The sequence below is a fragment of the Brevundimonas sp. TWP3-1-2b1 genome (assembly GCF_049896165.1).
In the GTDB taxonomy this organism is placed as follows: domain Bacteria; phylum Pseudomonadota; class Alphaproteobacteria; order Caulobacterales; family Caulobacteraceae; genus Brevundimonas; species Brevundimonas subvibrioides_B.
Genome location: NZ_JAFCTT010000002.1, coordinates 200,825 through 224,599, shown reverse-complemented (window position 1 = coordinate 224,599; position 23,775 = coordinate 200,825). Strand labels below are relative to the sequence as shown.

The 23,775-nt window shown below is 68.2% G+C and carries 23 protein-coding genes and 1 tRNA gene; 19 read left to right on the top strand and 5 right to left on the bottom strand.

Annotation, left to right across the window (positions count from 1 at the left end; all coding sequences use genetic code 11):
* Positions 1-52: 52 nt before the first annotated feature.
* On the bottom strand, positions 53-1,192 hold the full coding sequence (locus tag ACP7AB_RS02855) for a DUF2336 domain-containing protein (RefSeq protein ID WP_425987422.1): 1,140 nt from the start codon (positions 1,190-1,192) through the stop codon (positions 53-55).
* A 161-nt stretch (positions 1,193-1,353) separates the two neighbouring features.
* On the opposite strand from ACP7AB_RS02855, the gene ACP7AB_RS02850 reads away from it, so the two are divergent.
* From ACP7AB_RS02850 to ACP7AB_RS02820, 7 genes are all read left to right on the top strand, one after another.
* Positions 1,354-2,118 (top strand): class II aldolase/adducin family protein, encoded by a 765-nt coding sequence (locus ACP7AB_RS02850; protein ID WP_425987420.1) that lies wholly within the window; start codon positions 1,354-1,356, stop codon positions 2,116-2,118.
* Positions 2,118-2,903 (top strand): hypothetical protein, encoded by a 786-nt coding sequence (locus ACP7AB_RS02845; RefSeq protein ID WP_425987419.1) that lies wholly within the window; start codon positions 2,118-2,120, stop codon positions 2,901-2,903. The genes ACP7AB_RS02850 and ACP7AB_RS02845 overlap by 1 nt, the downstream gene beginning before the upstream one ends.
* A gap of 118 nt (positions 2,904-3,021) precedes the next feature.
* Entirely contained in the window at positions 3,022-4,191 is a 1,170-nt protein-coding gene (locus ACP7AB_RS02840; protein WP_425987418.1) for an efflux RND transporter periplasmic adaptor subunit, read from the top strand.
* Entirely contained in the window at positions 4,191-7,427 is a 3,237-nt protein-coding gene (locus ACP7AB_RS02835; RefSeq protein WP_425987632.1) for an efflux RND transporter permease subunit, read from the top strand. Before ACP7AB_RS02840 ends, ACP7AB_RS02835 begins: the two co-directional genes overlap by 1 nt.
* A gap of 93 nt (positions 7,428-7,520) precedes the next feature.
* Positions 7,521-7,793: a FeoA family protein gene (locus tag ACP7AB_RS02830; protein WP_425987417.1), complete on the top strand. Its 273-nt coding sequence runs from the start codon at positions 7,521-7,523 to the stop codon at positions 7,791-7,793.
* Positions 7,794-9,680 (top strand): ferrous iron transporter B, encoded by a 1,887-nt coding sequence (feoB, locus tag ACP7AB_RS02825; RefSeq protein WP_425987416.1) that lies wholly within the window; start codon positions 7,794-7,796, stop codon positions 9,678-9,680.
* 95 nt (positions 9,681-9,775) lie between these two features.
* The gene (locus ACP7AB_RS02820; protein WP_425987414.1) at positions 9,776-10,534 is read left to right on the top strand and encodes a prepilin peptidase; all 759 of its coding nucleotides are present in this window, start codon (positions 9,776-9,778) and stop codon (positions 10,532-10,534) included.
* A gap of 162 nt (positions 10,535-10,696) precedes the next feature.
* Here the strand turns inward: ACP7AB_RS02820 and ACP7AB_RS02815 are convergent, their stop codons facing one another.
* From ACP7AB_RS02815 to ACP7AB_RS02805, 3 genes are all read right to left on the bottom strand, one after another.
* The gene (locus ACP7AB_RS02815; protein WP_425987413.1) at positions 10,697-11,329 is read right to left on the bottom strand and encodes a TetR/AcrR family transcriptional regulator; all 633 of its coding nucleotides are present in this window, start codon (positions 11,327-11,329) and stop codon (positions 10,697-10,699) included.
* A gap of 21 nt (positions 11,330-11,350) precedes the next feature.
* Positions 11,351-11,426, bottom strand: a tRNA-Thr gene (locus ACP7AB_RS02810).
* Positions 11,427-11,457: 31 nt separating this feature from the next.
* Positions 11,458-11,895, bottom strand: a complete 438-nt coding sequence (locus ACP7AB_RS02805; protein WP_425987412.1) for an HIT family protein — start codon at positions 11,893-11,895, stop codon at positions 11,458-11,460.
* A gap of 234 nt (positions 11,896-12,129) precedes the next feature.
* Between ACP7AB_RS02805 and serS the strand changes: the two genes are divergently transcribed.
* From serS to ACP7AB_RS02745, 12 genes are all read left to right on the top strand, one after another.
* Positions 12,130-13,404, top strand: coding sequence for a serine--tRNA ligase (gene serS, locus ACP7AB_RS02800; RefSeq protein WP_425987411.1), 1,275 nt, complete (start codon positions 12,130-12,132; stop codon positions 13,402-13,404).
* Positions 13,405-13,561: 157 nt separating this feature from the next.
* Positions 13,562-13,933, top strand: coding sequence for a hypothetical protein (locus ACP7AB_RS02795; protein WP_425987409.1), 372 nt, complete (start codon positions 13,562-13,564; stop codon positions 13,931-13,933).
* A gap of 66 nt (positions 13,934-13,999) precedes the next feature.
* Positions 14,000-14,788: a 5'/3'-nucleotidase SurE gene (gene surE / locus ACP7AB_RS02790; protein ID WP_425987408.1), complete on the top strand. Its 789-nt coding sequence runs from the start codon at positions 14,000-14,002 to the stop codon at positions 14,786-14,788.
* Positions 14,785-15,429: a protein-L-isoaspartate(D-aspartate) O-methyltransferase gene (locus tag ACP7AB_RS02785; RefSeq protein ID WP_303695449.1), complete on the top strand. Its 645-nt coding sequence runs from the start codon at positions 14,785-14,787 to the stop codon at positions 15,427-15,429. Before surE ends, ACP7AB_RS02785 begins: the two co-directional genes overlap by 4 nt.
* A 13-nt stretch (positions 15,430-15,442) precedes the next feature.
* Positions 15,443-16,174, top strand: coding sequence for an OmpA family protein (locus ACP7AB_RS02780; RefSeq protein WP_425987407.1), 732 nt, complete (start codon positions 15,443-15,445; stop codon positions 16,172-16,174).
* 87 nt (positions 16,175-16,261) lie between these two features.
* On the top strand, positions 16,262-17,341 hold the full coding sequence (locus ACP7AB_RS02775) for a peptidoglycan DD-metalloendopeptidase family protein (protein ID WP_426046086.1): 1,080 nt from the start codon (positions 16,262-16,264) through the stop codon (positions 17,339-17,341).
* A 113-nt stretch (positions 17,342-17,454) separates the two neighbouring features.
* Positions 17,455-17,772 (top strand): preprotein translocase subunit YajC, encoded by a 318-nt coding sequence (yajC, locus tag ACP7AB_RS02770; protein WP_303695452.1) that lies wholly within the window; start codon positions 17,455-17,457, stop codon positions 17,770-17,772.
* A gap of 31 nt (positions 17,773-17,803) precedes the next feature.
* A complete protein-coding gene (secD, locus tag ACP7AB_RS02765) occupies positions 17,804-19,408 on the top strand; it encodes a protein translocase subunit SecD (protein WP_425987403.1) in 1,605 nt (534 codons plus the stop codon).
* On the top strand, positions 19,405-20,388 hold the full coding sequence (gene secF / locus ACP7AB_RS02760; protein WP_425987402.1) for a protein translocase subunit SecF: 984 nt from the start codon (positions 19,405-19,407) through the stop codon (positions 20,386-20,388). Before secD ends, secF begins: the two co-directional genes overlap by 4 nt.
* Before the next feature lie 196 nt (positions 20,389-20,584).
* Positions 20,585-21,202 (top strand): hypothetical protein, encoded by a 618-nt coding sequence (locus ACP7AB_RS02755; RefSeq protein ID WP_425987400.1) that lies wholly within the window; start codon positions 20,585-20,587, stop codon positions 21,200-21,202.
* Positions 21,195-21,827 (top strand): squalene/phytoene synthase family protein, encoded by a 633-nt coding sequence (locus tag ACP7AB_RS02750; protein WP_425987399.1) that lies wholly within the window; start codon positions 21,195-21,197, stop codon positions 21,825-21,827. The genes ACP7AB_RS02755 and ACP7AB_RS02750 overlap by 8 nt, the downstream gene beginning before the upstream one ends.
* Entirely contained in the window at positions 21,827-23,425 is a 1,599-nt protein-coding gene (locus ACP7AB_RS02745; protein WP_425987398.1) for a phytoene desaturase family protein, read from the top strand. The genes ACP7AB_RS02750 and ACP7AB_RS02745 overlap by 1 nt, the downstream gene beginning before the upstream one ends.
* Here ACP7AB_RS02745 and ACP7AB_RS02740 read toward each other — a convergent pair.
* Positions 23,397-23,774 carry a response regulator gene (locus tag ACP7AB_RS02740; protein WP_303695458.1) on the bottom strand — a complete coding sequence of 126 codons (378 nt, stop codon included), beginning with the start codon at positions 23,772-23,774 and terminating at the stop codon, positions 23,397-23,399. The two genes, ACP7AB_RS02745 and ACP7AB_RS02740, sit on opposite strands and share 29 nt — an antisense overlap.
* Between the last annotated feature and the right edge of the window lies 1 nt (position 23,775).

Below are 23,775 nucleotides of genomic sequence, written 5' to 3'. Positions count from 1 at the left end.
CCGGTCACGAGAAGCCGAGCCGGACAGGGAAGTCAAACGCCGTGACGGATTGTCAGTCGCCGATGTGGCCCATCAGGGCGCGGAATTCGCGCATGGCGGCGGATGGCGGCAGGGTCATACGGCCCGCATAGCCCTCGTCTCCATCGCCAGGCCAGCCATCGTTCAGCTTGCGGATTTCATCGAGCACGGCCGGGAAGACGGCGCGGTCGATGCCCACGGCGGCGCAGGCCAGAAACAGGGCGTCCGGGCTGGGGCGCATGATCGCGGCACGGATGTGGCTGATCGGGAAGCCGCCCAAGGCCGCGATGCCGTGTTCAAACAGGCTGAGGCGTTTCTCGCGGACGGCGCGGATCAGGAAGCCGGCGCGCAGCTGGCCGGCGCTCTGCAGCTTGGCGACGAGACGGCGTTCCATCTCCTCATGATCGGTGACGTCGGCGGGTTCCATGCCGAGCGGCTCGGCGCTGGGCGGAGCGGCGACGGGTCGGGTTACGGCGTCGATGGCTTCGGCCAGCCGGGTCTCGTCGACGCGGAAGCGCTCGCCGATGGCCTCGCGCAGGGACTGGCCGACCCACTGATAGAGCTGCGTCGCCAGGGCGTCGTTCAGACGCGGGTGTCGGGTCAGGGGCGCGCGCAGGGCGGCGATGCGGCGCGACTGCTCGATCAGACGGCCGAGGGCGTCTTCGCTGACTTCCGCGGTCTTGTTGCCGGCCAGCGCCGTCAGGCTGGCGGGTTCGCCGCGGTCGATGATGGCGTCGGCGACCCGGCCGCTGATGCGGGGGCGGCGCGCGACCTCGATCTGGTGCTCGATGGTGGCCTCGACCAGGACGCGCAGCAGGTCCTGATCCTTCAGAAGCGGGCTCTGGGCGATGACGGGGCGGGCGATCTCGATTTCATCGAGCGCCAGCATGGCGATGAGGGCGGGCGGGGCCCATTCGGCGGCGGCGAGGCTGTCGGACAGGGCTTTTCGGATATCGCGTTCGGCCTGGCGGGCGATGACCATGAAGATCTCGCCGAGAATGGGCGAGGCCTCGGCGCCGGGCGGGGTCGTGTCGCACAGGGCTGCAATGCCAAGCAGCAACCGGCGGCGATCGTCCACACCTTTGCCGCGCGCGAGCTCAAGGAGATGCTGTGCGGAGGACAGGGTCTCCGCATCCGTGGAGCGATGGGACTGAAGTTGAACAACAGCGGTCACGGCGAACTCCGGCCGGACGTTGAGCGTCCGAGCAGTTTCGACCTTGGCCGCAGGTGGTGAAAACTCGGTTAACGAAGCCTGAATGTGGTGCGTCTTGACCCGATCCAGTGTTGGCGCGACGTTGCCGACTTCGCCCGGCAAGAGGCGATGGAGGAGTCAGTATGGCCGACGGCGCAGCCCAGTCTTTGAAATCGCGGGTCTCAGCCGAGGAATGGCAGGCGCGGGTCGATCTGGCCGCCCTGTACCGGCTCGTCGCCCTGCACGGGTGGGACGACATGATCTTCACCCACATCTCGGCGCGGGTCCCGGGGCCGGAACACCATTTCCTGATCAACCCCTACGGCTTCTATTTCGAGGAGATCACCGCCTCGTCGCTGGTGAAGGTCGATCTGGAAGGGAACATCGTTCAGGAGACGCAGAGCTTCATCAATCCGGCCGGCTTCACCATCCACTCCGCGATCCATGCGGCGCGCGAGGATGCGCATTTCGTCATCCACCTGCACACCGTGGCGGGGGTGGGCGTGGCGGCGCAAGCCGAGGGCCTGCTGCCGATCGGCCAGAACGCCTGTCTGCTGCAGCACCAGGTCGCCTATCACGGCTATGAGGGTCTGGCGCTGAACCACGATGAGCGCGAGCGGCTGGTGGCGGACCTGGGCGACAAGCCTCTGATGTTGCTGCGAAACCACGGGACGTTGGCGGTCGGACAGACGGCGGCTGCGGCCTGGGTCGGGATGTTCTTCCTCGAGCGCGCCTGCGCCCAGCAGGTCGCGGCGCTGTCCGGCGGGCGGGAACACGTCCTCATGGCGCCCGACGCTGCCCAGGCCGAGACGAAGGAGCAGGGCAGGGGTATCGGCTTCATCGCCGCCCTGGCCTGGCCGGGCGCGCTGCGTCTGGTGGATCGCAAATCGCCTGGCTACGACGTCTGATGCTCTATCGCTGCCTCGCGGGCCTGTTGCTCGCGACGGCGGCGACGTCGGCCGACGCCAACGCCTGGAACCAGCGCAAGGGCAAGGGGCAGGTCATCGTCAAGGCGGAGACGATGCGCGCGAAGGAGGGTTACGACCCGTCCGGCGCGGTCTTGCCGTTGCCGATGGAACGCGAGGACCGGTCGCTGGGCGTGTTCGCCCAATACGGGCTGACCGAGACTCTGACGGTCCAGTTCAAGGGCGATTGGCAGTCGGGCGAGGACGCCTTCGTCGATTATGACGGGCGGGGGCCCGTCGAACTCGGCGTGGCCTGGCAGGCGTATCGTGACGACCGGAACGCGGTCAGCCTCTATGCCGGCTATTCGATCTCCGGCGACGGGCGCAACGCAGGCTATGCCGCGCCCGGCGCAGGCGAGCAGGACTGGGAGGTCCGGGTGTCGGCCGGTCATTCGCTGGGCGGGCCGGGGAGGGGTCTGGCCGGCGGATGGGGACCGGACCGATCATTCGTCGAGATCCAGGCGGCCCGGCGCATGCGCGACGGCCTGCCGGACGAGACCCGGGCGGACTTCACCGTGGGCGGCCATTTCGGCGAAGGCTGGATGGTGCTGGGCCAGGCCTTTGGCGGTATGACCGACGGCGACGGCGCACGCTGGCTGTCTGTCGAGACCTCGGTGGTGCGCAACCTCGGTCGCTGGAGCCTGCAGGCCGGTTGGCGGCGCACGGTCGCGGGCCGGGAAACGCCGCTGGCGGAGGGCGCGGTGGTCGCTCTCTGGCGGAGATTTTGATCCGCGACAGTCTGGCGCGCCGGAAACTGGAACGGCACACGTTACAAACTCTTTAGGTTGCCTGGCGAGGCGGAATGGGTATTCCGGGCCGCCCGCTTGCTCAAAGAGATCGAACCGCGTGATCAGACGTCATTTGTTCCTCGTCATCGCCGCCGCCGTGCTCGGTCTGATGATCGTTGCGGCCGTGTTGCGCGTCGCCTTCGCGGGTGATGAGGCAGGCGCCGGCGGGCCAGGCGGACCCGGCGGCGGGCGCGGCCAGGCTGTGTCCGAGGCTGTGGTGGCGCTGCGGCCCTTCAGCGACCAGATCAATGTGCTCGGCGTTGCGCGCGGCCGACGGTCGGTGAACGTCACCTCCAGCACCTCGGAGCTGATCACCGCCGTCCTGTTCAGCGACGGTCAGCGCGTGGCTGCGGGGACGCCTCTGGTCCAGCTTCAGGCGCGCGAGGAAGACGCCAGCATCATTCAGGCCCGTGCACAGGTGGCGCAGGCCCAGCGCGAATTCGACCGGTTCAAGGCGCTGGCCGAGCGCGGCGTCGCGCCGCGCGTGTCCGCCGAGGACGCCGAAACGGCGCTGGAGACGGCCCAGGCCTCGCTCTCCGCCGCCGAGGCGCGTCGCGGCGACCGGATGATCCGGGCTCCGTTCGCCGGCACCCTGGGTCTGTCTTCGGTGACGCCGGGCACCCTGATCAGCCCGGGAGCCGTCATCGCCACCCTGGATGACACCTCGGTGATCCGCGTCGATTTCCCGGTGCCTGAACGCTACCTCGCCTTGCTGCGTCAGGGCCTGCCGATCGTGGCGACGGCCGACGCCTATGGCTCCGAACAGTTCTCGGGCCGGATCGCCCTGATCGATACCCGGATCAACGAGACGACGCGCGCCGTAACCGCACGTGCCGAGTTCCCCAACCCCGGCGGACGCATCCGTCCCGGCATGCTGATGCGGGTTGGTATCCAGCAGGGCCAGCGCCAGACGCCGTCGGTGCCTGAGTCCGCCATCCAGTACGAAGGCGACGGCGCCTTCGTCTATCGCATCGCCTCCGGTGAGCGCGGCTCGACCGCCCAGCGGGTGACGGTCGAGACCGGAGCGGTCGAGAACGGCTTCGTAGAGATCGTCTCGGGTCTGGCGGCCAATGACCGCGTTGTCGGCTCCGGCCTGAACCGCATCCAGCCCAATGCGCCGATCACGGTTGCGGGAGCCGGGGGCGCAAGGCCTGCCGCACAGGGCGCCGCCCAGGCCCCGGCGGCTGCACCGTCCGCCGCCGCGCAGCCGCAGGCGGCCGGACGATGATGCTCTCCGACATTTCCGTCCGGCGGCCGGTGTTCGCGGCCGTGGCCGCGATCGTTCTGTGTGTGATCGGGGCGGCGGCCTTCTTCTTCCTGCCGGTGCGGGAACTGCCGGACGTCGATCCGCCGATCGTCTCGGTCTCGACCAGCTACGCAGGCGCCTCGGCCGAGGTCATCGAGAACCGGATCACCGAGCCGATCGAGCAGCAGGTCGCCGGCATCCAGGGCGTCGAGCGGATCACCTCGTCCAGCCGCGACGGCCGGTCGAACGTCACGATCGAATTCGCCCTGGATCGCGATATCGACGTCGCCGCCTCGGACGTTCGCGACCGGGTCAGCCGGGTGCAAGGCCGCTTGCCGAACCAGGCCCAGCCGCCGGAAGTCGCCAAGGCCGATTCCGACAGCCAGCCGATCATGATCCTGTTCCTGCGGTCGTCGTCGATGAACCGGCTGGAGCTGACCGACTACGCCGACCGCAACCTGCTGGACCGTCTGGCGACCGTGCCGGGCGTGGCCCAGGCCCAGATCTACGGCGAGCAGCGCTACGCCATGCGCATCTGGCTGGACGCCGCCGCCATGGGCGCGCGCGGCCTGACCGTCTCGGACGTCGAACAGGCCCTGACGAGCCAGAACGTCGAACTGCCGGCAGGCGCGCTGGAATCGACGGACAAGGACTACACCGTGCGGGTGGCCCGCACCTATGCGCGGCCCCAGGACTTCGCCCGGCTGCCGATCGGCACGGCCGGATCGGCGTCGATCGGTTCGGCGGGCGCCTCGGGTGCGGTCTCGACCGGCTCCATTCCCAACGGCTCGGGCGCGACCGGCGCCCTGCAGGCCCGCGCGACCTATGTGACCCGTCTGGGCGACATCGCCCGGGTCGAGGAAGGCCCCGCCGAGGCGCGCCGCCTTTTCCGCGGCAACGGACTGGACCAGATCGGTCTGGCCGTGACCCGTCAGGCCCAGTCAAACGATCTGGAAATCTCCAAGGGCGTCGAGGCCCTGGTCGAGGAACTGCAAGCCACACTGCCGCCCGGCACCGAACTGGTCGTCGGCTCGGACAATTCGGTCTTCACATCCCACGCCATCGACGAGGTGTGGATCACCATCGGCATCTCCATGGTGTTGGTGGCCTTCGTGAACTTCATCTTCCTGGGCAGCTTCCGGGCGGCGCTGATCCCGTCGATCGTGGCTCCGATCTGCCTGCTGTCGACCTTCATCGTCCTGGCGCCGCTCGGGTTCTCGCTGAACCTGCTGACCCTGCTGGCGCTGGTGCTGGCCGTCGGACTGGTCGTCGATGACGCCATTGTGGTGACCGAGAATATCCAGCGCCGCCTCGACCACGGCGAACCGCCGCTGGTCGCCGCCGAGCGCGGCACGCGTCAGGTCTTCTTCGCCGTCATCGCCACCACCGTGACCCTGCTGGCCGTGTTCGCGCCCTTGCTGTTCCTGCCGGGATACGTCGGGCGGCTGTTCGTTGAGCTGGCGGCGGCCATCGCAGCGGCCGTGGCCTTCTCGGCCTTCCTGGCGCTGAGCCTGTCGCCGATGCTGGCGTCCAAGATCCTGAAGCCCGCCGCCGGCTCGGGCTGGCTGGCGCGCAACGTCGATCGGGCCATGGACGGGCTGAAGAACTCCTACGCCAATTCGCTGGACGCGATGGTCGGCAAGCGGGTGGCCGTGATCGGCGTCTCCCTCCTGATCCTGCTGGTCGGCGCGGGGGCCGGGGGCATATTCCTGACCCTGCCGGACGAACTTGTGCCGCCCGAGGATCGGGGTCGGGTTCAGGTGCGTGTCCAGGGGCCTGAGGGCGCCGGCTTCGACTACACACGCCAGATCATGATGGGCCTGGAACCGATCCTGGCGGAGTACAAGGACGCGGGCGAGGTCGAAAGCTTCCTGATTTCCGCCCCGGGGTTCGGCGGCGGCAGCTACAACTCCGGCAACGCCTCGCTGATCCTGAAAGACTGGTCGGAGCGCGAGCGCTCGGCCGACGACATCGCCCAGGAGCTGAACGGCAAGCTGCGCAGCCAGACGGGCGCCCAGGTCAACGCCTCGACGCCCGGGGCCTTCCAGCGTGGCGGCGGCGGTGGCGGCGGAAATTCGATCGAGTTGATCGCCACGGGCGCGGAGTACGAAGAGATCTACAACTGGCTGCAACCGCTGCTGGCGGCGTCGCTGGAGAACCCCGGATTCTCACGCCCGCGTCTGAACTACGAGCCCAATGCGCCGCGTCTGCTGGTCGATGTCGATCCCGAGAAGGCTGCCGCCCTCGGCGTGTCCGCCCAGGAGATCGGGCGGACGCTGGAGACCATGTTCGGATCCCGGCTGGCCACGACCTACATCCGCGGCGGGCAGGAATACGACGTGATCCTGCAGACCGAGCGGGCCAATCGCACCTCTGTCGGGGATCTGGAACGGCTGTATGTGGGGGCGGGATCCGGGGCCCTGGTGCCGCTGTCGTCGGTGGTCACGACGGAGACGTCGGGTGACACGCCCGACCGTCGCCGTCTCGACCGACAACGTGCGATCACTCTGTCGGCGGACCTTAACCCCGGTATGACCATCGCCGACGCCGTCGCCTTCATGGAAGAGCAGGCGGCGCAGCAGCCGCAGGGCGTCGTCAGCCTGCAGTATGGCGGTGCGGCGCGCGACCAGCAGGAGGCCGGCGGCGCCGTAACCTGGGCCTTCGCCCTGGCCCTGCTGCTCGTCTTCCTGGTGCTGGCCGCCCAGTTCGAGAGCTGGATCACCCCGGCGGTGATCATGCTGACCGTGCCTCTGGCAGCGGCGGGCGGGCTGTTCGGCCTTCTGATGGCCGGCTCCAGCCTGAACATCTATTCGCAGATCGGGCTGATCATCCTGATCGGGATCGCGGCCAAGAACGGCATCCTGATCGTGGAGTTCGCCAATCAGCTGCGCGACCAGGGCCGTTCGATCAAGGAGGCCATCGTCGAGAGTTCGGCGCTGCGTCTGCGCCCGATCATCATGACCTCGATCGCCACGGCCTTCGGGGCTCTGCCGCTCGTCCTGTGGCAGGGCGCGGGCGCCGGCAGCCGCCAGACGATCGGCGTGGTTATCTTCACCGGCGCCATGTTCTCGACCCTGCTGACCCTGTTCGTGGTGCCGGTGATCTATGGAGCGCTCGCCCGCTTCACCAAGTCTCCGGAATACACGGCCCGCAAGATCGAGGAGTGGGAGGCCCAGGAAGCCACCGCCAACGATCCGATTCCGGCGGCGGCGGAATAAACGCCGCACTGGACGAAGCGGTGTCGCTCCTGATAAGCGTTCGCAGGTATCGGAGCGCTGCCGGGGGCGAGCGCGCCGCAGAGAACGAGCGTCATGAGCAACGTCATTTCCCTGAGTGAGGCACGGCTGGGCGACCGGGGGATCATCACCCGCGTCGTGTCGGTCGGCGGCGACGAGCACGGCGCTGAACTGGAGCGTCGCCTGCTTGAGCTGGGATTCGTCGAAGGCGCGCACGTCCAGCTGCTGCACCAGGGTGTATTCGGCCGCGACCCGATGGCGCTGAAAGTCGATGACATGCGTGTCGCCTTGCGTCGGCATGAGGCGCGAGGCCTGACGGTCGAGCTGTTCGCCGAAGCCGCCGAATAGATGGACGTCGCTGTCAGGCCCCTGCGGGTCGCCCTGGTCGGAAACCCCAACTCGGGCAAGACCGCCCTGTTCAACGCCCTGACCGGCGCGCACCAGAAGGTCGCGAACTACGCCGGGGTCACGGTGGAGCGGAAGGAGGGCCGGGTGCTGGCCGCCTCTGGCCGGTCGATGTCGGTGCTGGATCTGCCGGGGACCTATTCGCTGCGGGCCCGCAGCCCCGACGAGGAGGTCACGCGCGACGCGGTCCTCGCGCGGCTGGCCGGTGAAGCCGTGCCGGATGTGATCGTGGCGGTGGCCGATGCGACCAATCTGCGGCTCGTGCTGCGGCTGATCCTGGAGCTGAAGGCCGTGGGGCGGCCAATGGTTCTAGCGCTCAACATGTACGACATCGCCCAGCGACAGGGCCTGCGCATCGATCTTGAGAGGCTGCGCGCCGAACTGGGCGTGCCGATCGTGACCACGGTTGCGACGCGCAGGCGCGGCATCGAGGACCTGGTCGCCGAGATCGAGACGGCGGCGGGACCGGGTTGGACGTCCGAGGGCGAGACATGGACCGCGCCGGACGCCGAGGCCATTCGCGACGCTCATCGCCGGGCCGAGCAGATCATGCGGGCGGCGGTGCTTCCGCCGGAGCGGCCGGACACCCTGACAGGCAGGATCGACGGGGTCCTGCTGCATCCGGTCATCGGACTGGTCGTCCTGATGGCCCTGCTGTTGGTCATGTTCCAGGCGGTGTTCGCCTGGGCGACGCCGGCGATGGACGCGATCGAGGCGGGTTTCGGCCTGATCGGTGCGGGTGTCAGCGCGGTCGTGCCCGACAGCGGGCCGGTCTGGCCTCTGGTGCAGAGCCTGGTCGTCGACGGGGTGATCGCGGGCGTGGGGGGCGTGCTCGTCTTCCTGCCGCAGATCGTGATCCTGTTCGCCTTCATCATCCTGCTGGAAGACTTCGGCTACATGGCGCGGGCGGCCTTCCTGATGGACCGGATCATGGGCGGGGCGGGGCTGCATGGGCGGGCCTTCATCCCCCTGCTGTCCTCCTTCGCCTGCGCCATTCCCGGCGTGATGGCGGCCCGGGTGATCGACGCCAAGCGGGACCGGCTGACGACCATCATGGTCGCGCCCCTGATGACCTGTTCGGCGCGCATCCCGGTCTACACCCTGATCATCGGGGCCTTCATTCCGCAGCAGACGGTCTGGGGCTTCGCCAACCTGCAGGGGCTGGTGATGTTCGGCCTCTATGCGGCGGGGATCGTGTCGGCGCTGCTGGTCTCCTTCGTCATCCGCAAGGTGTTCTGGAGGGGCGCGGTCGAGCCCTTCATGATGGAGCTGCCGGCCTACAAGGCGCCCGACGCCAAGTCGGTGCTGCTGAACCTGTGGATCCGCGCCAGGATCTTCATGGAGCGGGCGGCGCGGATCATCCTGCCCTTGATGATCCTGGTCTGGGCCGCCTCGACCTTCCCCTATCCGCCTGAGGGTGCGACCCAGCCGGCCATCGACTATTCCTTCGCCGGGATGATCGGCCACGCGCTGGAGCCGATCTTCGCCCCCATCGGCTTCAACTGGCAGATGGTCGTGGCCCTGGTCCCGGGGATGGCGGCGCGCGAGGTGGCCGTGGCCGCCCTCGGCACCGTCTATGCCATCGCCGACGTCGAGAGCGCGGGAAGCCTGCTGGGCGCGACCCTGGCGGCCCAGTGGTCGCTGGCGACGGGGCTGTCGTTCCTGGCCTGGTACGTCTTCGCGCCGCAGTGCGTGGCGACCCTGGGGGTGGTGAAGCGCGAACTGAACAGCTGGAAATGGATGTGGGTCATGGTCGTCTACATGTTCGCCCTGGCCTATCTGGCGTCGTTCACCACCTATCGGATCGCGGTGGCGCTCGGAGGGGGCTGACACTTCCTCTCCGTGCACTCCGGCGCAGGCCGGGATGCACGGTGAAAGGGGCCGGGCCTTCGGGACAATCCCGAGGGTGACGGGTATGGGGAGCGATGAGCCTTGTTTACGCTTCCATCGTCATGGGTCTGCTGGGCCTGATCTTCGGCAGTTTCATCGCCGCGGTGACCGTGCGCCTGCCGAGGGACGAGGAGATCGTCGTCACGCCGTCGCACTGCATGAGCTGCGGCGAGACGCTTAAAGCCTGGCAGCTGGTTCCGGCGATCAGCTGGCTGGTCCAGCGCGGCAGGTGCGCGATGTGCGGGGCAGCGGTGTCGCCGCGCTATATCCTGATCGAATGCGCGGCGGCGGCCATCGGGGTCTGGGCGGCGCTGTGGGGATATGACAGCGGCTGGCTGCTGGTCGGGGCGACTGCGGCCCTGGGGTGGCAACTGCTGCTGATCGCCCTGATCGACGCCGAGAATTTCTGGCTGCCGGATGAGCTGACACTGCCGTTGATCGCGACGGGGCTGATCGCGGGGGCGCTGCTGGCCCAGGGCTGGCCGATCCCGCAACTGGTCGGCGCCGTGGCCGGGTTCGGCATCCTGTGGGGGCTGGCCGAGATCTATCGGCGGGTGCGCGGCAGGGAAGGGCTCGGCGGGGGGGATCCGATCCTGTTCGCGGGGGCGGGGGCCTGGGTCGGGTGGACGGGGTTGCCGACGGTGCTGCTGTGGGCCTGCGCGGCGGGGTTCAGCATCGTGCTGACGTTGTTGATCACCCGGCGGAAGGTCGAGATGACCCAGAAACTGCCGTTCGGGACGTTTCTGGCCATCGGGATCTGGCTGACCTGGCTGTACGGGCCGCTGGCGACCTGAGGCTCAGGCCTCTCCCTCCCCCGAGGGGGAGGGTGGTCGAAGCGCAGCGGAGACCGGGTGGGGGCGGCAAGGCAAAGCCTCACACGCCTGCATCTGTATCGCCCTGCCGCCCCCACCCGGCGCTTCGCGCCTGCCCTCCCCCCGAGGGGGAGGGAGAGGAAATCATCGCCCCGTGACCAGTTTCACGACGATATGGGCGGTGGTGTCGATGATGGCGTCGGGCGGGGTGTCGCCGCGTCGCATCAGGTCGAAGCCGCCCGCAACCGATTCCACCAGATTGGCGACCTCGTAGGAGGTCAGGCGGGGATCGAGGCCGGGCGCGTGATAGCCGGTGGCGTGGGCGACGGCGATACGGCGCTCCAGCGACAGGTGGACCCGGCGCAGGCGGCGGATGCGCGCCTCGACGAAACCGGCCTCGCCCTTGTCGGCCAGCATGTGTTCGATGCGCAGGACCGGGCCGTGGTCGCGCCAGATCAGCAGCACGGCCATGACGTAGGCGCGGGCGGCGGCGAAGGCGTTTTCCGTCGACCAGTCGCCTTCGAGGTGGCGCGACAGGGGCGCGAAATCGACGGCGGCGGCTTCGCACAGGGCCAGAACCGGCTCCTCCACCGTCTTGAAATAGGTGTAGAAATTCGACGGCGACACGCCGGCCTCGAGCGCAACGTCGGCGACCCGGATTTCGCCGAGGTGCTGGCGGTCCAGCAGACGGCGGGTGGCCTCCAGGATCGCGGCGCGCGTCTTTCCGCCCCGCGCGCCGATGCGGTGACCCAGTTTGTTGATCGCGCGTTCGGCCATGAGGGAGCGGCCCGGAAGGAGTGGTGCCGGCTGCAGGAATCGAACCCGCGACATCCAGTTTACAAAACTGGCGCTCTACCAACTGAGCTAAGCCGGCCTTGCTCCGCCTTTAGCGGGGGAGGCGGAGATTAGTCCAGCGCCTCCGCGATCTTCGCCGCCGTCGCCTTGAGGTCCTCGACATCGGCCATGCCGGCCTGGCCGTGGCCCTTCAGGTCGCGGTCGGACCAGCGGGGGATGACGTGGACGTGCAGGTGGAAGACGGTCTGGCCGCTGGCCTCGCCGTTGAACTGCATGATCGAGACGCCGTCGGGCTTGAGGGCCTTCTCGACGGCGCGGGCGGTGCGCCGCGTCGCGGCGGCGAGGGCGGTCAGCACGTCGGGCTCGACCTCCAGCAGGGTGCGGGCGGTGGATGTCTTCGAGATCACGAGGACGTGGCCTTCGGACTGGGGGAAGACGTCCATGAAGGCGAGGACGGCGTCGTCCTCCCAGACTTTCACCGCGGGGATTTCGCCGCGCAGGATCCTGGCGAAGATGTTGGACGGGTCGTAGGGGGCGTGCAGGGTCATGGGGCGATCATAGCCATTCCCTCTCCCGGTTGGAGAGGGCTTGAGCCTCCGGGAGCGCAGCGATCGGTCAGGCGAAAGGGTGAGGGTCGTGCGTCACCGGTGAGGCCGAACCCTCATCCGTCCGCTTCGCGGCCACATTCTCCCACCGGTAGAAGGAAGCGCGTGGCGTTTGCCCCCTGCGGCGACGCCCGCTAGAGCATCCGCTTTCCTGAAGCCTGCCCCAAAGACTGCGCCATGCACGATATCCGAGCCATTCGAGACACCCCCGGTCATTTCGTCGCCGGCTGGTCGTCGCGCGGCGTGGAGGATGCGCAGGCCCTGGTCGACCAGATCCTGAGCCTCGATACCCAACTGCGGGCCGCACAGACGGCGGGGCAGGAGGCGCTGGCGAAGCGCAATGCGGCGTCCAAGCTGATCGGCGCCGCCATGGGCCGCAAGGACATGGAGGAGGCTGACCGGCTGAAGGCCGAGGTGGAAACCCTCAAGGGCGATATCGCCGGCCAGGGCGAGGTCGAGGCGGCCAAGGGCAAGGCGCTGCGCGACCTGCTGGCGGCGCAGAAGAACCTCGCGGCCGACGACGTGCCGGACGGCGAGGACGAGGCGGGCAATGTCGAGACCGCGCGCTGGGGCACGCCGCGCGCCGGTGGGCCGGCCAAGGATCACGCCGACCTCGGCGAGGCCATGGGCCTGCTGGACTTCGAGGCGGCGGCGAGGATGTCGGGCGCGCGGTTCGCGGTGCTGAAGGGCGGGCTGGCGCGGCTGGAACGCGCCATCGGCCAGTTCATGCTCGACGTGCAGACGACCGAGCACGGCTATCTGGAGGTCAATCCGCCCTATCTGGTGCGGGATGAGGCGATGTTCGGGACGGGGCAGCTGCCGAAGTTCGAGGAGGACCTGTTCCGCGTCGGCGAGCACCTCCTTATCCCCACCGCCGAAGTCTCCCTGACCAACCTCGTGCGCGAGCAGATCACGCCGGAGGAGGAGCTGCCGCTGCGCCTCACCGCCCTGACGCCCTGTTTCCGGGCCGAGGCGGGGTCGGCGGGGCGGGACACGCGCGGGCTGATCCGCCAGCACCAGTTCCACAAGGTCGAGCTGGTCTCCATCACCACGCCGGACCAGTCCGACGCCGAACACGAGCGGATGACGGCCTGCGCCGAGGCGGTGCTGCAGAAGCTGGAGCTGCCCTATCGCCGGATGCTGCTGTGCAAGGGCGACATGGGCTTTTCGGCTCGGAAGACCTTCGACCTCGAGGTCTGGCTGCCGTCGCAGGGGACCTATCGCGAGATCAGCTCGGTCTCGAACTGCGGGGACTTCCAGGCGCGGCGGATGGACGCGCGGTTCAAGCGCAAGGAGGGCAAGCCGGAGTTCGTGCACACGCTGAATGGCTCGGGCCTCGCCGTCGGGCGGACGCTGGTGGCGATCATGGAGAACTATCAGGACGAGGGCGGGCGGATCGCCGTGCCGGCGGCCCTGCTGCCCTATATGGGCGGGGCGACGCACGTCGGGTGATTTTTTCCAGTCCGCTCATCCCCGCGAAAGCGGGGACCCAGTGCTTTTGTGATTCACGGGACGCTGGCTTGGCGACGGGGCTCACCCTATCTTCTGGTCGCCCACAGAACTGGGTCCCCGCCTTCGCGGGGATGCACGGAAACAAGGGAGTCCCGAGATGAAAATGATCCTTGCGGCCCTGTCACTGATCGTCGCCGCCCCGGCTGTCGCCGAGGTCCAGCCCGCCCCGACCCCGACCACCTTCGAAGGCTGGATCAATTTCTCGGGCGAGGAATTCCAGTTGATCGAGAGCGAGAACCGCTACGTGGCCGGCACGCGTCGCCCCTGCGTCTCGGGGGCCCTGCCGCGCGACGAACAGCGGATGGCGGCGACCACGATCGGGCGCCAGAAGGTGCGGGTCACCGGCACGGCCATGGAGTGGTCCGACGACCTGCCGGGCGACCGCTATGATTACGAGGGCTCCAGCATCCGCAACGAGTGCGACGGCGCCTTCGTGATCCTGGGCTCGGACATCGCCGTCATCCAGTAGGGTGTCGCAGGGTGCGCGGGGGCGGGGATTCGGCTATTCCCTCCCGACTCACCAAAGGCTTCTGATTTGCGCATCCTGCTGACCAACGACGACGGCATCGAGGCCGAGGGCCTGGCCTGTCTGGAACGGATTGCGCGGACGCTGTCGGACGACGTCTGGATCGTCGCGCCGCACGAGGAACAGTCGGGCAAGGGCCGGGGAATCACCCTGACCGAGCCGCTGCGGGTCAACCGGTTCGGGGACAAGCGGTTCTCGGTGACGGGCACGCCGACCGACTGCGTCGTCCTGGCCGTCAACGACCTGATGGACGCCAGGCCGGACCTGGTGCTGTCGGGCGTCAATCGCGGGCACAATGTGGGCGAGGACTGCTCCTATTCCGGCACGGTGGCAGGCGCGCTGCAGGGCATGGCGTTCGGCATCCGCTCGATCGCGCTGAGCCAGTCGCTGGAGCGGTTCCACGACGACGTCACCGCCCACTGGGAGACGGCCGAGGCCTTTGCCCCGCCGATCATCAGCCGTTTGCTGGCCGAAACCTGGCAGGACGGGGTGGTGATGAACCTGAACTTCCCGGCGCGACCGCCTGAGGCGGTCAAGGCGGTCGAGGTGACCGTGCAGGGCTTCCGGCAGGCCGGAGAGATGCATGCGGTCAAGCGCACGGACCTGCGCGGCCGAGACTACTACTGGATGAGCTTCCGCGGTTCGAAACAGGACCACGCGCCGGGCACGGACCTGCGGGCCATGGACGACGGCAAGATCTCGGTCACGCCGCTGCATATCGACCTGACCCACAAGCCCAGCGTCCACGACCTGAAGGGCCTGCTGGGCGGGGCGCCGCCGAAGGCGCTGGCGGGATGAACCTGAAGGACGACAGGGCGGGGCGGCTGATCCTGTCGCTGCGGCAACAGGGGGTCACCGATCCCCGGGTGCTGGCGGCGATGGAATCGATCGACCGCGCCGTGTTCGTGCACCAGAAATTCCTCGATCAGGCCTGGGAGGATCAGGCCCTGCCGATCGACTGCGCCCAGACCATCTCCCAGCCCTATATCGTCGGCCTGATGACCCAGGCGCTGGAGGTCGAGCCGCGCCATCGGGTGCTCGAGATCGGCACCGGCAGCGGCTACCAGTGCGCCGTGCTGTCACGGCTGGCGCGCTATGTCTATTCGGTCGAACGCTATCGCAGCCTGCTGGTCGAGGCCGAGGGCAAGCTGCGGACTCTGGGCATCGACAACGTCATCACCAGACATTCCGACGGCGGCCTGGGCTGGCCCGAACAGGCGCCGTTCGACCGGATCATGGTCACGGCCGCCTCGCCGAACGAGCCGACCGAACTGCTGAAACAGCTGAAACCGGGCGGGGTTCTGGTCGCGCCGGTGGGGCGGACGTCGGTGCAGATGCTGCATCGCTATACCGGCCAGGAGGACGGGTCCTTCCGCCGCGAGAGCCTGTGCGAGGTGCGGTTCGTGCCCCTGGTTGAGGGGACGGCCAAGGAGGGGTGACGCCGGCGGTTGCATGGCGGACAGTCGCGCCATGTGGTTTCGTTTCGCCCTGTTGATCGGTCTCTTGTGCGGCGCGACGCCGGCTGCGCGGGCACAGACGTGGACCGTTTGCATTGATCCTGCATCCGGTGGTTTGACACCTGAAGGATTCCGCTCGATGCGCGAGGTGGCGGCCGCCGCGTCAGCGTCGCGATACGGCTTTCTCAACTATCGCATCCGTCGATCCAGTCTCGGTCGGCAGGGTGAGCCGCCGTCACCCCGGATTGTCGATCTCCAACTGAGGCGCGCCCGGGCGCAGGGTTGGAGCCTGTGGAGTGCGGAACTGCCCTATGATGGTTTGCCCAGCGGTGATCGGCATTGCTTCGAGATTCTTGCGGAGGAGGGCGGGCCTGGCCTCTGGCACTATTGGGGGCCCTATTTCCCGCTGGGCAGCGCGATAATTCCGGAGGCGCAGAAGCCGAACCTTGAGTATCTTGTGGTGGGCTATGAACCCGGCAACACCCTCTTTCTGCTGGAAGGCTTCTCGGACACATTGGGGTCTACAGACGCCAACGCCCGCCTGGCCGCTCGACGAGTCGACGCCGTTGCACGCGAGCTGGTGCGGCTCGGTGTGCGGTGGGACGATATCCAGCAGCGCAGTATCGGCGAGACGCTGCTGGCCCGACCGACCGCCGATGGCGTGGCAGAACCACTGAATCGACGCGTGAACATTAATGTACGGACGCGGCCGCCGCCCGCCCGTTAACCTCTCCGCCCCACTTTCGCGCGCTTTGGCGGGTTGGCTTGTGCGCTCCGGCGGGGCATGTCGGGCAGGGTGAACGGGGAGCGGCGGATGCGTCTTTTCAATCGGGTCGGGGCGAACTGGATGAGGGCGGCGGCGATCGCCTTTGCCGGAATGGCGGCCACGGCCTGCGCCAGCTATCCGGAGGCGCCGCGCTATTCGACCCGACCGATGGAAGGCTATGGCGCGCCCGGCGTGCGCCCGGCCGATCCCTACGGCGCCCAGCCCCAGCCGCCGGTCTATGAGGCCCCGCCGCCGATGACCGCGCCGACCGAGCGGATCGAGGGCGGGGCGCTGCCGCCGCCTTCATCCTCGTCGTCAGACAACTATCCGCCGCCGGCCTACAGTCCCCCGGCCTATACGCCGCCCGCGACCTCGCCGTCCTATGTGACGCCCAGCGCGCCGATGAGCGTCAACGCCGGCGCCGCCTATGTCATCCAGCCGGGCGACACGATCTCCGGCGTCGGGCGGCGGTTCCAGACGCCGGTGCAGAACCTGATCGACCTGAACGGCCTGGGGCCGCGCGGCGCGATCACCGTGGGCCAGTCGGTCATCCTGCCCGACAGCGCGCTCGACACCGGTCCTGATCCCTATGCGACCGGGCCTGCTCCGGTCGGGGTCATGGTGCCCGAGAACGGGGTGATTCCCCCGCCGCCTCCGCCGCCGTCCGGAAATCCGGCCGCGCCGCCGCCGCCGCGACAACCGGATGCGACCGGCTCGACCGGGGTCGCGCCCGCCGGAGCCACAAGCCTGCAATGGCCGGTTCGGGGCGAGGTCCTGCGCCGGTTCGGGCCGGTGGGTCTGGGCGAGCGCAACAACGGCATCAATATCGGTGCGGCGGCAGGCGCACCGGTGACCGCTGCGGCCGGCGGGCGCGTGGCCTATGTCGGCGACGACCTGCCCGGGCAGGGACTGACGGTTCTGATCATGCACCGCGACGGCTGGCGCACCGTCTACGGCCATCTGGGGTCCACGACGATAGACGACGGCGCCGACGTTCGGGCGGGCCAGCAGATCGGCACCGTGGGCCTGACCGCCGGCGACGGCCGTCCCTCGATCCATTTCGAGACCCGGCGGATGCAGGGCGACGAGCCGGTGGCGATCGATCCGTTGACCGTTTTGCCACGGTAGAGACGCCGAACCATCACGCCGCGTTGCAATCGCAGGGTCTCGGCCCTAGGTTCCGCGCCTTGTTTTAAACGGGCGCCCGGAAGCGGCTGCCTCATCCCCCGGGGAACGACCAAATGACGCCCACTGGTGAAGGCGGCCTGATGGCCATGATCGTGCAGTTCCTGCCGTTCGTCGCGATCTTCGTGCTGTTCTACTTCCTGCTTATCCGTCCGCAGCAGAAGCGGGCGAAGGAACATCAGGCCCTGATCGCCGCCGTGAAGCGCGGCGACACCATCGTCCTGTCGTCTGGCCTGATCGGCAAGGTGACCCGCGTCGAAGAGGCCGAGGTCAATGTCGAGATCGCTCCCAGCGTCAATGTGCGGGTGGTCAAGGGCATGATCGCCGAGGTGCGCAACCGCACCGCCATCGCCGCCAACGACTCCAAGGCGTGAGCCTCGGCTCGCTGAACCGGAACCCCCGTCCATGATTCAGCTGTCGCGCTGGAAGATCATCCTGGTCGTGTTTGCGCTCGTCTTCGGCGTGCTGCTGGCCTTCCCGAACGCCCTGTCTCCGGCTCAACGCGAGTCGTTGCCGGGCTGGCTGCCGAAGAACGCCCTGAACCTGGGTCTCGACCTGCAGGGCGGATCCTATTTGCTGCTGGAAGTCGACGTGGCCGCGATGCGGGCGAAGCGCGTCGACAACCTGATCGAGGACGTCCGGGTCTCGCTGCGCGAGGCGGGCATCGCCACCAACCAGATCTCGCGTGAAGCGGGTGGCGCGATCATCACCCTGTCCGATCCGACCCGCCAGGACGCCGGCTATACGGCGCTGCAGGCTCTGGTCGGCCCGACGAACGCCAGCGGCGTGGCCGAGCGTCAGGTGCAGCGTGTCGGCCCCGACCGCATCCGCCTGGCCTTCACCGAGGCGACGCTGAACAGCATGGGTGCGACGGCGGTGGACCAGTCCATCGAGGTCGTACGCCGCCGCATCGACAGCCTGGGCACCCGCGAGCCCTCCATCACCCGCCAGGGCGCCGAGCGTATCGTCGTCCAGGCCCCCGGCGAGAGCGATCCCGCCGCCCTGGAACGGGTCATCGGCCAGACGGCCCAGCTGACCTTCCAGATGGTCGATACCGAAAACTCGGTGCAGGACGCGGTCGCCGGCCGCGTGCCGCCGGACGCCCAACTTCTGATGGGTTCGGACGGTGTGACGCCCTATCTGGTCAAGAAGCGCGTGCTGGTTTCGGGTGAGAACCTGACCCGCGCCGGCGTCGGGGCCGACCAGAGCGGTCGCCCCGCGATCGACTTCCGCTTCGACGGCCAGGGCGCGCGTCGGTTCGGCGAGACGACCGCGGCCAATATCGGCAAGCCCTTCGCCATCATCCTGGACGGCAAGGTGATTTCGGCGCCGACGATCCAGAGCCCCATTACCGGCGGCACGGGCCAGATCACCGGCAATTTCTCGATCGCCGAGGCGTCCGAACTGGTGAACCTGCTTAATGGCGGCGCCCTTCCGGCCCCGCTGACGGTCGAGGAACGCCGCACCGTGACCGCCGAACTTGGGGCCGACGCCGTCAAGGCCGGCGCGTTGTCGACGATGATCGGCTTCATCATCATCGTGTCATTCATGCTGCTGGCCTACGGCTTCCTGTTCGGCGGCATCTCGGTGCTGGGGCTGATCCTGAACGGCATCCTGATCGTGGCGGCCATGTCCCTGACCCAGGCGACCCTGACCCTGCCCGGCATCGCCGGTCTGATCCTGACCTTCGCGGTCGCCGTCGACGCCAACGTGCTGATCTTCGAGCGCATGCGTGACGAGGCGCGGGCCGGACGGTCGGTGATCGCCTCGATGGATGCCGGCTTCAACAAGGCCATGGGCACGATCATCGACGCCAACCTGACCACCCTGGTGGCGGCGATGATCATGTTCATCTTCGGCGCCGGTCCGGTGCGCGGCTTTGCCTGGACCCTGACCATCGGCGTGTTCACTTCGGTCTTCTCGTCGGTGCTGGTGGCCCAGATCCTGCTCGCCTACTGGCTGAAGATCGCCAAACCCAAGTCCCTTCCGATCGCGGAGTCCGCCCGATGACCTGGTGGCCCCTTATCAGGACCCTGCCGCAGAAGACGAACCTCCACTTCGTCAAATACGCGCGCTACGCGGCCGTGCTGTCGGTCATACTGTGCACGGCGGCGATCGTGTCCTGCTTCTATCCCGGCCTGAACATGGGCATCGACTTCCGGGGCGGCGCCTCGCTTGAAGTCGCCAAGCCCGCCGGTCAGTCGATCGACCTTGAGGCCGTGCGGAGTTCGGTGGGCGAGCTGGAGCTCGGTGACGTGGGCGTGCAGGGCATCGCCCGGCGCGACACCAACGTCCAGGACGGCTCGACCGCCGTCCTGCGCTTCCAGATCCCCGAAGGTCGTGACCAGACGGCCGTCGTGAACCAGGTCGAGGGCGCCATCACCGGCGCGGTCGGCGAGGTGACCTACTCCGGAGTCAGCGTCGTGGGCTCCAAGGTCTCGGGCGAACTGTTCACCTCCGGCCTCCTGGCCCTGGGCTCGGCCATCGTGCTGATGTTCGCCTACATCTGGTTCCGGTTCGAGCCCCAGTTCGGCTTCGGCGCCGTGGCCGGCCTGTTGCACGACGTCATCCTGACATTCGGCCTGATCGTGCTGTTCAAGCTGGAGTTCAGCCTGAACATGGTCGCCGCCATCCTGACAGTCATCGGCTATTCGATGAACGACACGGTCGTGGTGTTCGACCGCCTTCGCGAGAACCTGCGCAAGTACAAGACCATGCCGCTGCGCGAGGTGATCGACCTGTCGCTGAACGAGACCCTGTCGCGAACCATCATCACCGGCATCACGGCCGTCATGGTGCTGGCGGCCCTGGCCTTCTTCGGCGGCGAGGCCCTGTTCGGCTTCTCGATCGCCCTGATGTTCGGCATCGTCGTCGGCACCTATTCCTCGATCTACGTCGGGGCGCCGATCATCCTGCTGTGGGGTGTGAAGCGCGGCGAGATCGCCGAGGACGCCAAGCCGATCAAGCTGGGCATGGCTTCGCGGCCTTAGACATCGGCTCCTCCCTGTTCGCCGCCTGGCGAATGGGGAGGTGGCAGCGAGTTCTTGCGAGCTGACGGAGGGGTTCTTCGTGCGGCAAGAACCCCTCCGCCTCTTCGCTTCGCTACGAGCCTCCTCCCTATCGCTTCGCGACAGGGAGGAGACAGGCTAGAGTGACCCTCAAACACCGACTCGGGGGAGCGAACATATGGCCAATCTGCTTTCGAATTTCAGGAACACGCTGATCCTCAGCTTCGTGCTGGCGGGGGTGATGATCTTCGCCTTCTTCCGCATCGCGGAGGTCGACGCCTTGCAGTTCTGGCAGGCGGTGGCCCGCTGGTTCCACGTCGGCTTCGGCATCCTGTGGATCGGGCTGCTGTACTATTTCAACTTCGTCCAGATCCGCGTCATGCCGACCATCCCGGGCGAGCTGAAGCCGGCCGTGTCGAAATATATCGCGCCGGAAGCCCTGTTCTGGTTCCGTTGGGCGGCCCTGTTCACCGTGCTGGCGGGTGTCGCGGTCATGCTGCTGAAGGGCCACGTCTATTCGATGGAAGTGTTGAGCTTCGGCTTCGCCGGCGGCCTGGTCCAGGGCGATCAGGGCTTCGCCCTGATGGGGGTCGGCGTCTGGCTGGCCATCGTCATGTTCCTCAACGTCTGGGGCATCATCTGGCCGAACCAGAAGCGGGCGCTGGGCATCGTCGTCGTCGATGACGAGAAGAAGGCGAAGGCTGCCCGCGTGGCCATGCTGGCGAGCCGCACCAACCTGCTGCTCAGCCTGCCGATGCTGACCTCCATGGCGATGTACCAGACGCTGTTTGGCTGACGCGGCTTCCAGTCTCGATGATCAGGTCCGCAAGGCCGATCCCGACCGCTGGCTGTCCAGCCGGTTCGTCGGCGACGCGCAGGCGCGCGCGGACCTGATCGCCCTCTACGCCTTCGAGGCCGAGCTGATGAGCATCCCGACGCGGGTGACCCAGCCCCTGCTGGCCGAGATGCGCTACGCCTGGTGGCGCGAGCAGATGGACGGGGTGTTCTCGGGCGCCGCCAGACGGGGGCATCCGGTGCTGGAGGCCCTGACCGATCTGGTGGCGCGCCACAGTCTGGACCGTGCGCCGTTCGACGCCCTGATCGAGGCTCACATCGACCGGGTGCACGGCAAGCCGCACGATCTGGACGCCTTCTATGTCGGGACCATGCAGACGGCCGTGCGCCTGCTGGCCGGGCCGGGGCATGACCTCGTCGTGGCCGACGCGGCGCGGGTCCGGGGTCTGTTGCAGGTGGGCCGCAGGGACGAGGCGGCGGCGCTTAGACCGGCCGCGAACGGTGCGCTGAAGACCTTGCCGCCGGTCGCCTTTCCGGCGGTGGCCCATGCGGCCCTGGCCATGGATGCGTCCGAGCCGATCAAGCGCCTGAGGCTCGTCTGGGCGACGCTGAGAGGCCGTATCTGATGGCCGTGAGCCAGACCGATGTCGTCATCCTGGGCGGCGGCCACAACGGGCTGGTCTGCGCCTTCTATCTGGCGCGGGCGGGGCTGAAGGTCACAGTGCTGGAGCGGCGCGGCATCGTCGGCGGGGCAGCGGTGACGGAGGAATTCCATCCCGGCTTCCGCAACTCCACGGCCAGCTACACGGTCAGCCTGCTGAACCCCAGGGTTATCGCCGAGATGGATCTGGCCCGGCACGGGCTGAAGGTCGTCGAACGGCGGATGTCGAACTTCCTGCCGCTGGACGGCGACCACTTCACGGCGGGCGAGGGGCGGACGCAGGGACAGGTGGCGCGGTTCTCGGCGCGGGATGCGGAACGGTTGCCGGAGTACGAGGCGCGACTGGAGTCGGTGGCCGCGGTGCTGCGGGCGCTGGTGCTGGAGACTCCGCCCAATCTGCCGACGGGAGGCTGGCTCGAGGCCCTGCCGGAGATGCTGAAGTCGGCGTCGCTGGCGAAACGGCTGGGCGGACTCGATCTGACGGGGCGGCGCGACGTGCTGGACCTGTTCGCCAAGTCGGCCGGCGACTGGCTGGACGGCTGGTTCGAGAGCGATCCGATCAAGGCCCTGTTCGGGTTCGACAGCATCGTCGGCAACTACGCCAGCCCATACACGCCAGGCTCGGCCTATGTCCTGTTGCACCATGTCTTCGGCGAGGTGAACGGGCGCAAGGGCGTCTGGGGCCACGCCATTGGCGGCATGGGCGCGATCACCCAGGCCATGGCTGCAGCGTGCCGCGAACAGGGCGTGGACATCCGGCTGGACGCCGAGGTGGCGGAGGTCCTGACCGGGAAGGGCAGGGCGGTCGGAGCCGTGACGACTGCAGGCGATACGGTGCGGGGTCGGGCGGTCGTGTCGAACCTGCATCCGCGCCTGCTGTTCGACCGGCTGGTCGATCCGGCCATCGTCCCGGCGGATTTCACCGAGCGGATGAGCCGCTATGCGTCGGGCTCGGGCACGTTCCGCATGAACGTCGCCCTGTCGGAATTGCCGCGCTTCACGGTCTTGCCGGAGCCCGGCGATCACCACACGGCCGGCATCATCATCGCGCCCAGCCTGACCTATATGGACCGCGCTCATGCCGAGGCGCGGCTGCACGGCTGGTCCAGGCAGCCCATCGTCGAGATGCTGATCCCCTCGACCCTGGACGACAGTCTTGCGCCGCCGGGACAGCATGTGGCCAGCCTGTTCTGCCAACACGTTGATCCGGCGCTGGGCGACGAGCACCGCGAGACGGTGGCGGACCTGATGATCGACACGGTCGACGCCCATGCGCCCGGTTTCAGGGCGTCGGTGCTGGGGCGGCTGGCGCTGGGGCCGCGCGATCTGGAGCGGCGCTTCGGTCTGGTCGGGGGGGATATCTTCCACGGCAGGCTGACGCTGGACCAGCTGTTCAGCGCCCGGCCGGTGCTGGGTCATGCCGACCACCGGATGCCCGTGCCCGGCCTCTATCTGTGCGGATCAGGGGCGCATCCGGGGGGAGGCGTGACCGGCGCGCCGGGACACAACGCGGCGAAGGCCGTGCTGAAGGACCTCAGACGAGGGCGACGCCCAGGGCCTTGAACAGGGCCGCCTTGACCGCGTCCTCGGTGAAGGGTTTCTGGATCGTCGACTGGCCGCGCCAGTGGTCGGGGAGGCCGCCTTGTCCGTAGCCGGTGGAGAAGACGAACGGGATGCCCTTGGCCTTCAGCGCCTCGGCGACCGGGAAGACCTCGCGGCCGGCCACGTTCACATCCAGCAGGGCGGCGTCCAGCAAGGGATCGCTGGCCACGACATCCAGCGCCTCGTCCACCGTCGCGACGGCGCCGACCGGGATTGCGCCCATGTCTTCCAGGATGGTCTCGAGCAGCATGGCGACCAGGGACTCGTCCTCGACCACAAGGATACGGCGCCCCGTCAGACCTTCAGCCATG

Coding starts and splice junctions, on each gene's coding strand:
- ACP7AB_RS02805 (WP_425987412.1), bottom strand. CDS start 11,895: ATGACCCTGCACGCCCCCTACGACCCGTCCAACATCTTCGCCAGGATC.
- ACP7AB_RS02845 (WP_425987419.1), top strand. CDS start 2,118: ATGCTCTATCGCTGCCTCGCGGGCCTGTTGCTCGCGACGGCGGCGACG.
- ACP7AB_RS02775 (WP_426046086.1), top strand. CDS start 16,262: ATGCGTCTTTTCAATCGGGTCGGGGCGAACTGGATGAGGGCGGCGGCG.
- ACP7AB_RS02820 (WP_425987414.1), top strand. CDS start 9,776: ATGAGCCTTGTTTACGCTTCCATCGTCATGGGTCTGCTGGGCCTGATC.
- ACP7AB_RS02815 (WP_425987413.1), bottom strand. CDS start 11,329: ATGGCCGAACGCGCGATCAACAAACTGGGTCACCGCATCGGCGCGCGG.
- serS (WP_425987411.1), top strand. CDS start 12,130: ATGCACGATATCCGAGCCATTCGAGACACCCCCGGTCATTTCGTCGCC.
- feoB (WP_425987416.1), top strand. CDS start 7,794: ATGGACGTCGCTGTCAGGCCCCTGCGGGTCGCCCTGGTCGGAAACCCC.
- ACP7AB_RS02795 (WP_425987409.1), top strand. CDS start 13,562: ATGAAAATGATCCTTGCGGCCCTGTCACTGATCGTCGCCGCCCCGGCT.
- ACP7AB_RS02850 (WP_425987420.1), top strand. CDS start 1,354: ATGGCCGACGGCGCAGCCCAGTCTTTGAAATCGCGGGTCTCAGCCGAG.
- yajC (WP_303695452.1), top strand. CDS start 17,455: ATGACGCCCACTGGTGAAGGCGGCCTGATGGCCATGATCGTGCAGTTC.
- ACP7AB_RS02755 (WP_425987400.1), top strand. CDS start 20,585: ATGGCCAATCTGCTTTCGAATTTCAGGAACACGCTGATCCTCAGCTTC.
- secF (WP_425987402.1), top strand. CDS start 19,405: ATGACCTGGTGGCCCCTTATCAGGACCCTGCCGCAGAAGACGAACCTC.
- ACP7AB_RS02830 (WP_425987417.1), top strand. CDS start 7,521: ATGAGCAACGTCATTTCCCTGAGTGAGGCACGGCTGGGCGACCGGGGG.
- ACP7AB_RS02835 (WP_425987632.1), top strand. CDS start 4,191: ATGCTCTCCGACATTTCCGTCCGGCGGCCGGTGTTCGCGGCCGTGGCC.
- ACP7AB_RS02785 (WP_303695449.1), top strand. CDS start 14,785: ATGAACCTGAAGGACGACAGGGCGGGGCGGCTGATCCTGTCGCTGCGG.
- ACP7AB_RS02740 (WP_303695458.1), bottom strand. CDS start 23,774: ATGGCTGAAGGTCTGACGGGGCGCCGTATCCTTGTGGTCGAGGACGAG.
- ACP7AB_RS02745 (WP_425987398.1), top strand. CDS start 21,827: ATGGCCGTGAGCCAGACCGATGTCGTCATCCTGGGCGGCGGCCACAAC.
- secD (WP_425987403.1), top strand. CDS start 17,804: ATGATTCAGCTGTCGCGCTGGAAGATCATCCTGGTCGTGTTTGCGCTC.
- ACP7AB_RS02780 (WP_425987407.1), top strand. CDS start 15,443: ATGGCGGACAGTCGCGCCATGTGGTTTCGTTTCGCCCTGTTGATCGGT.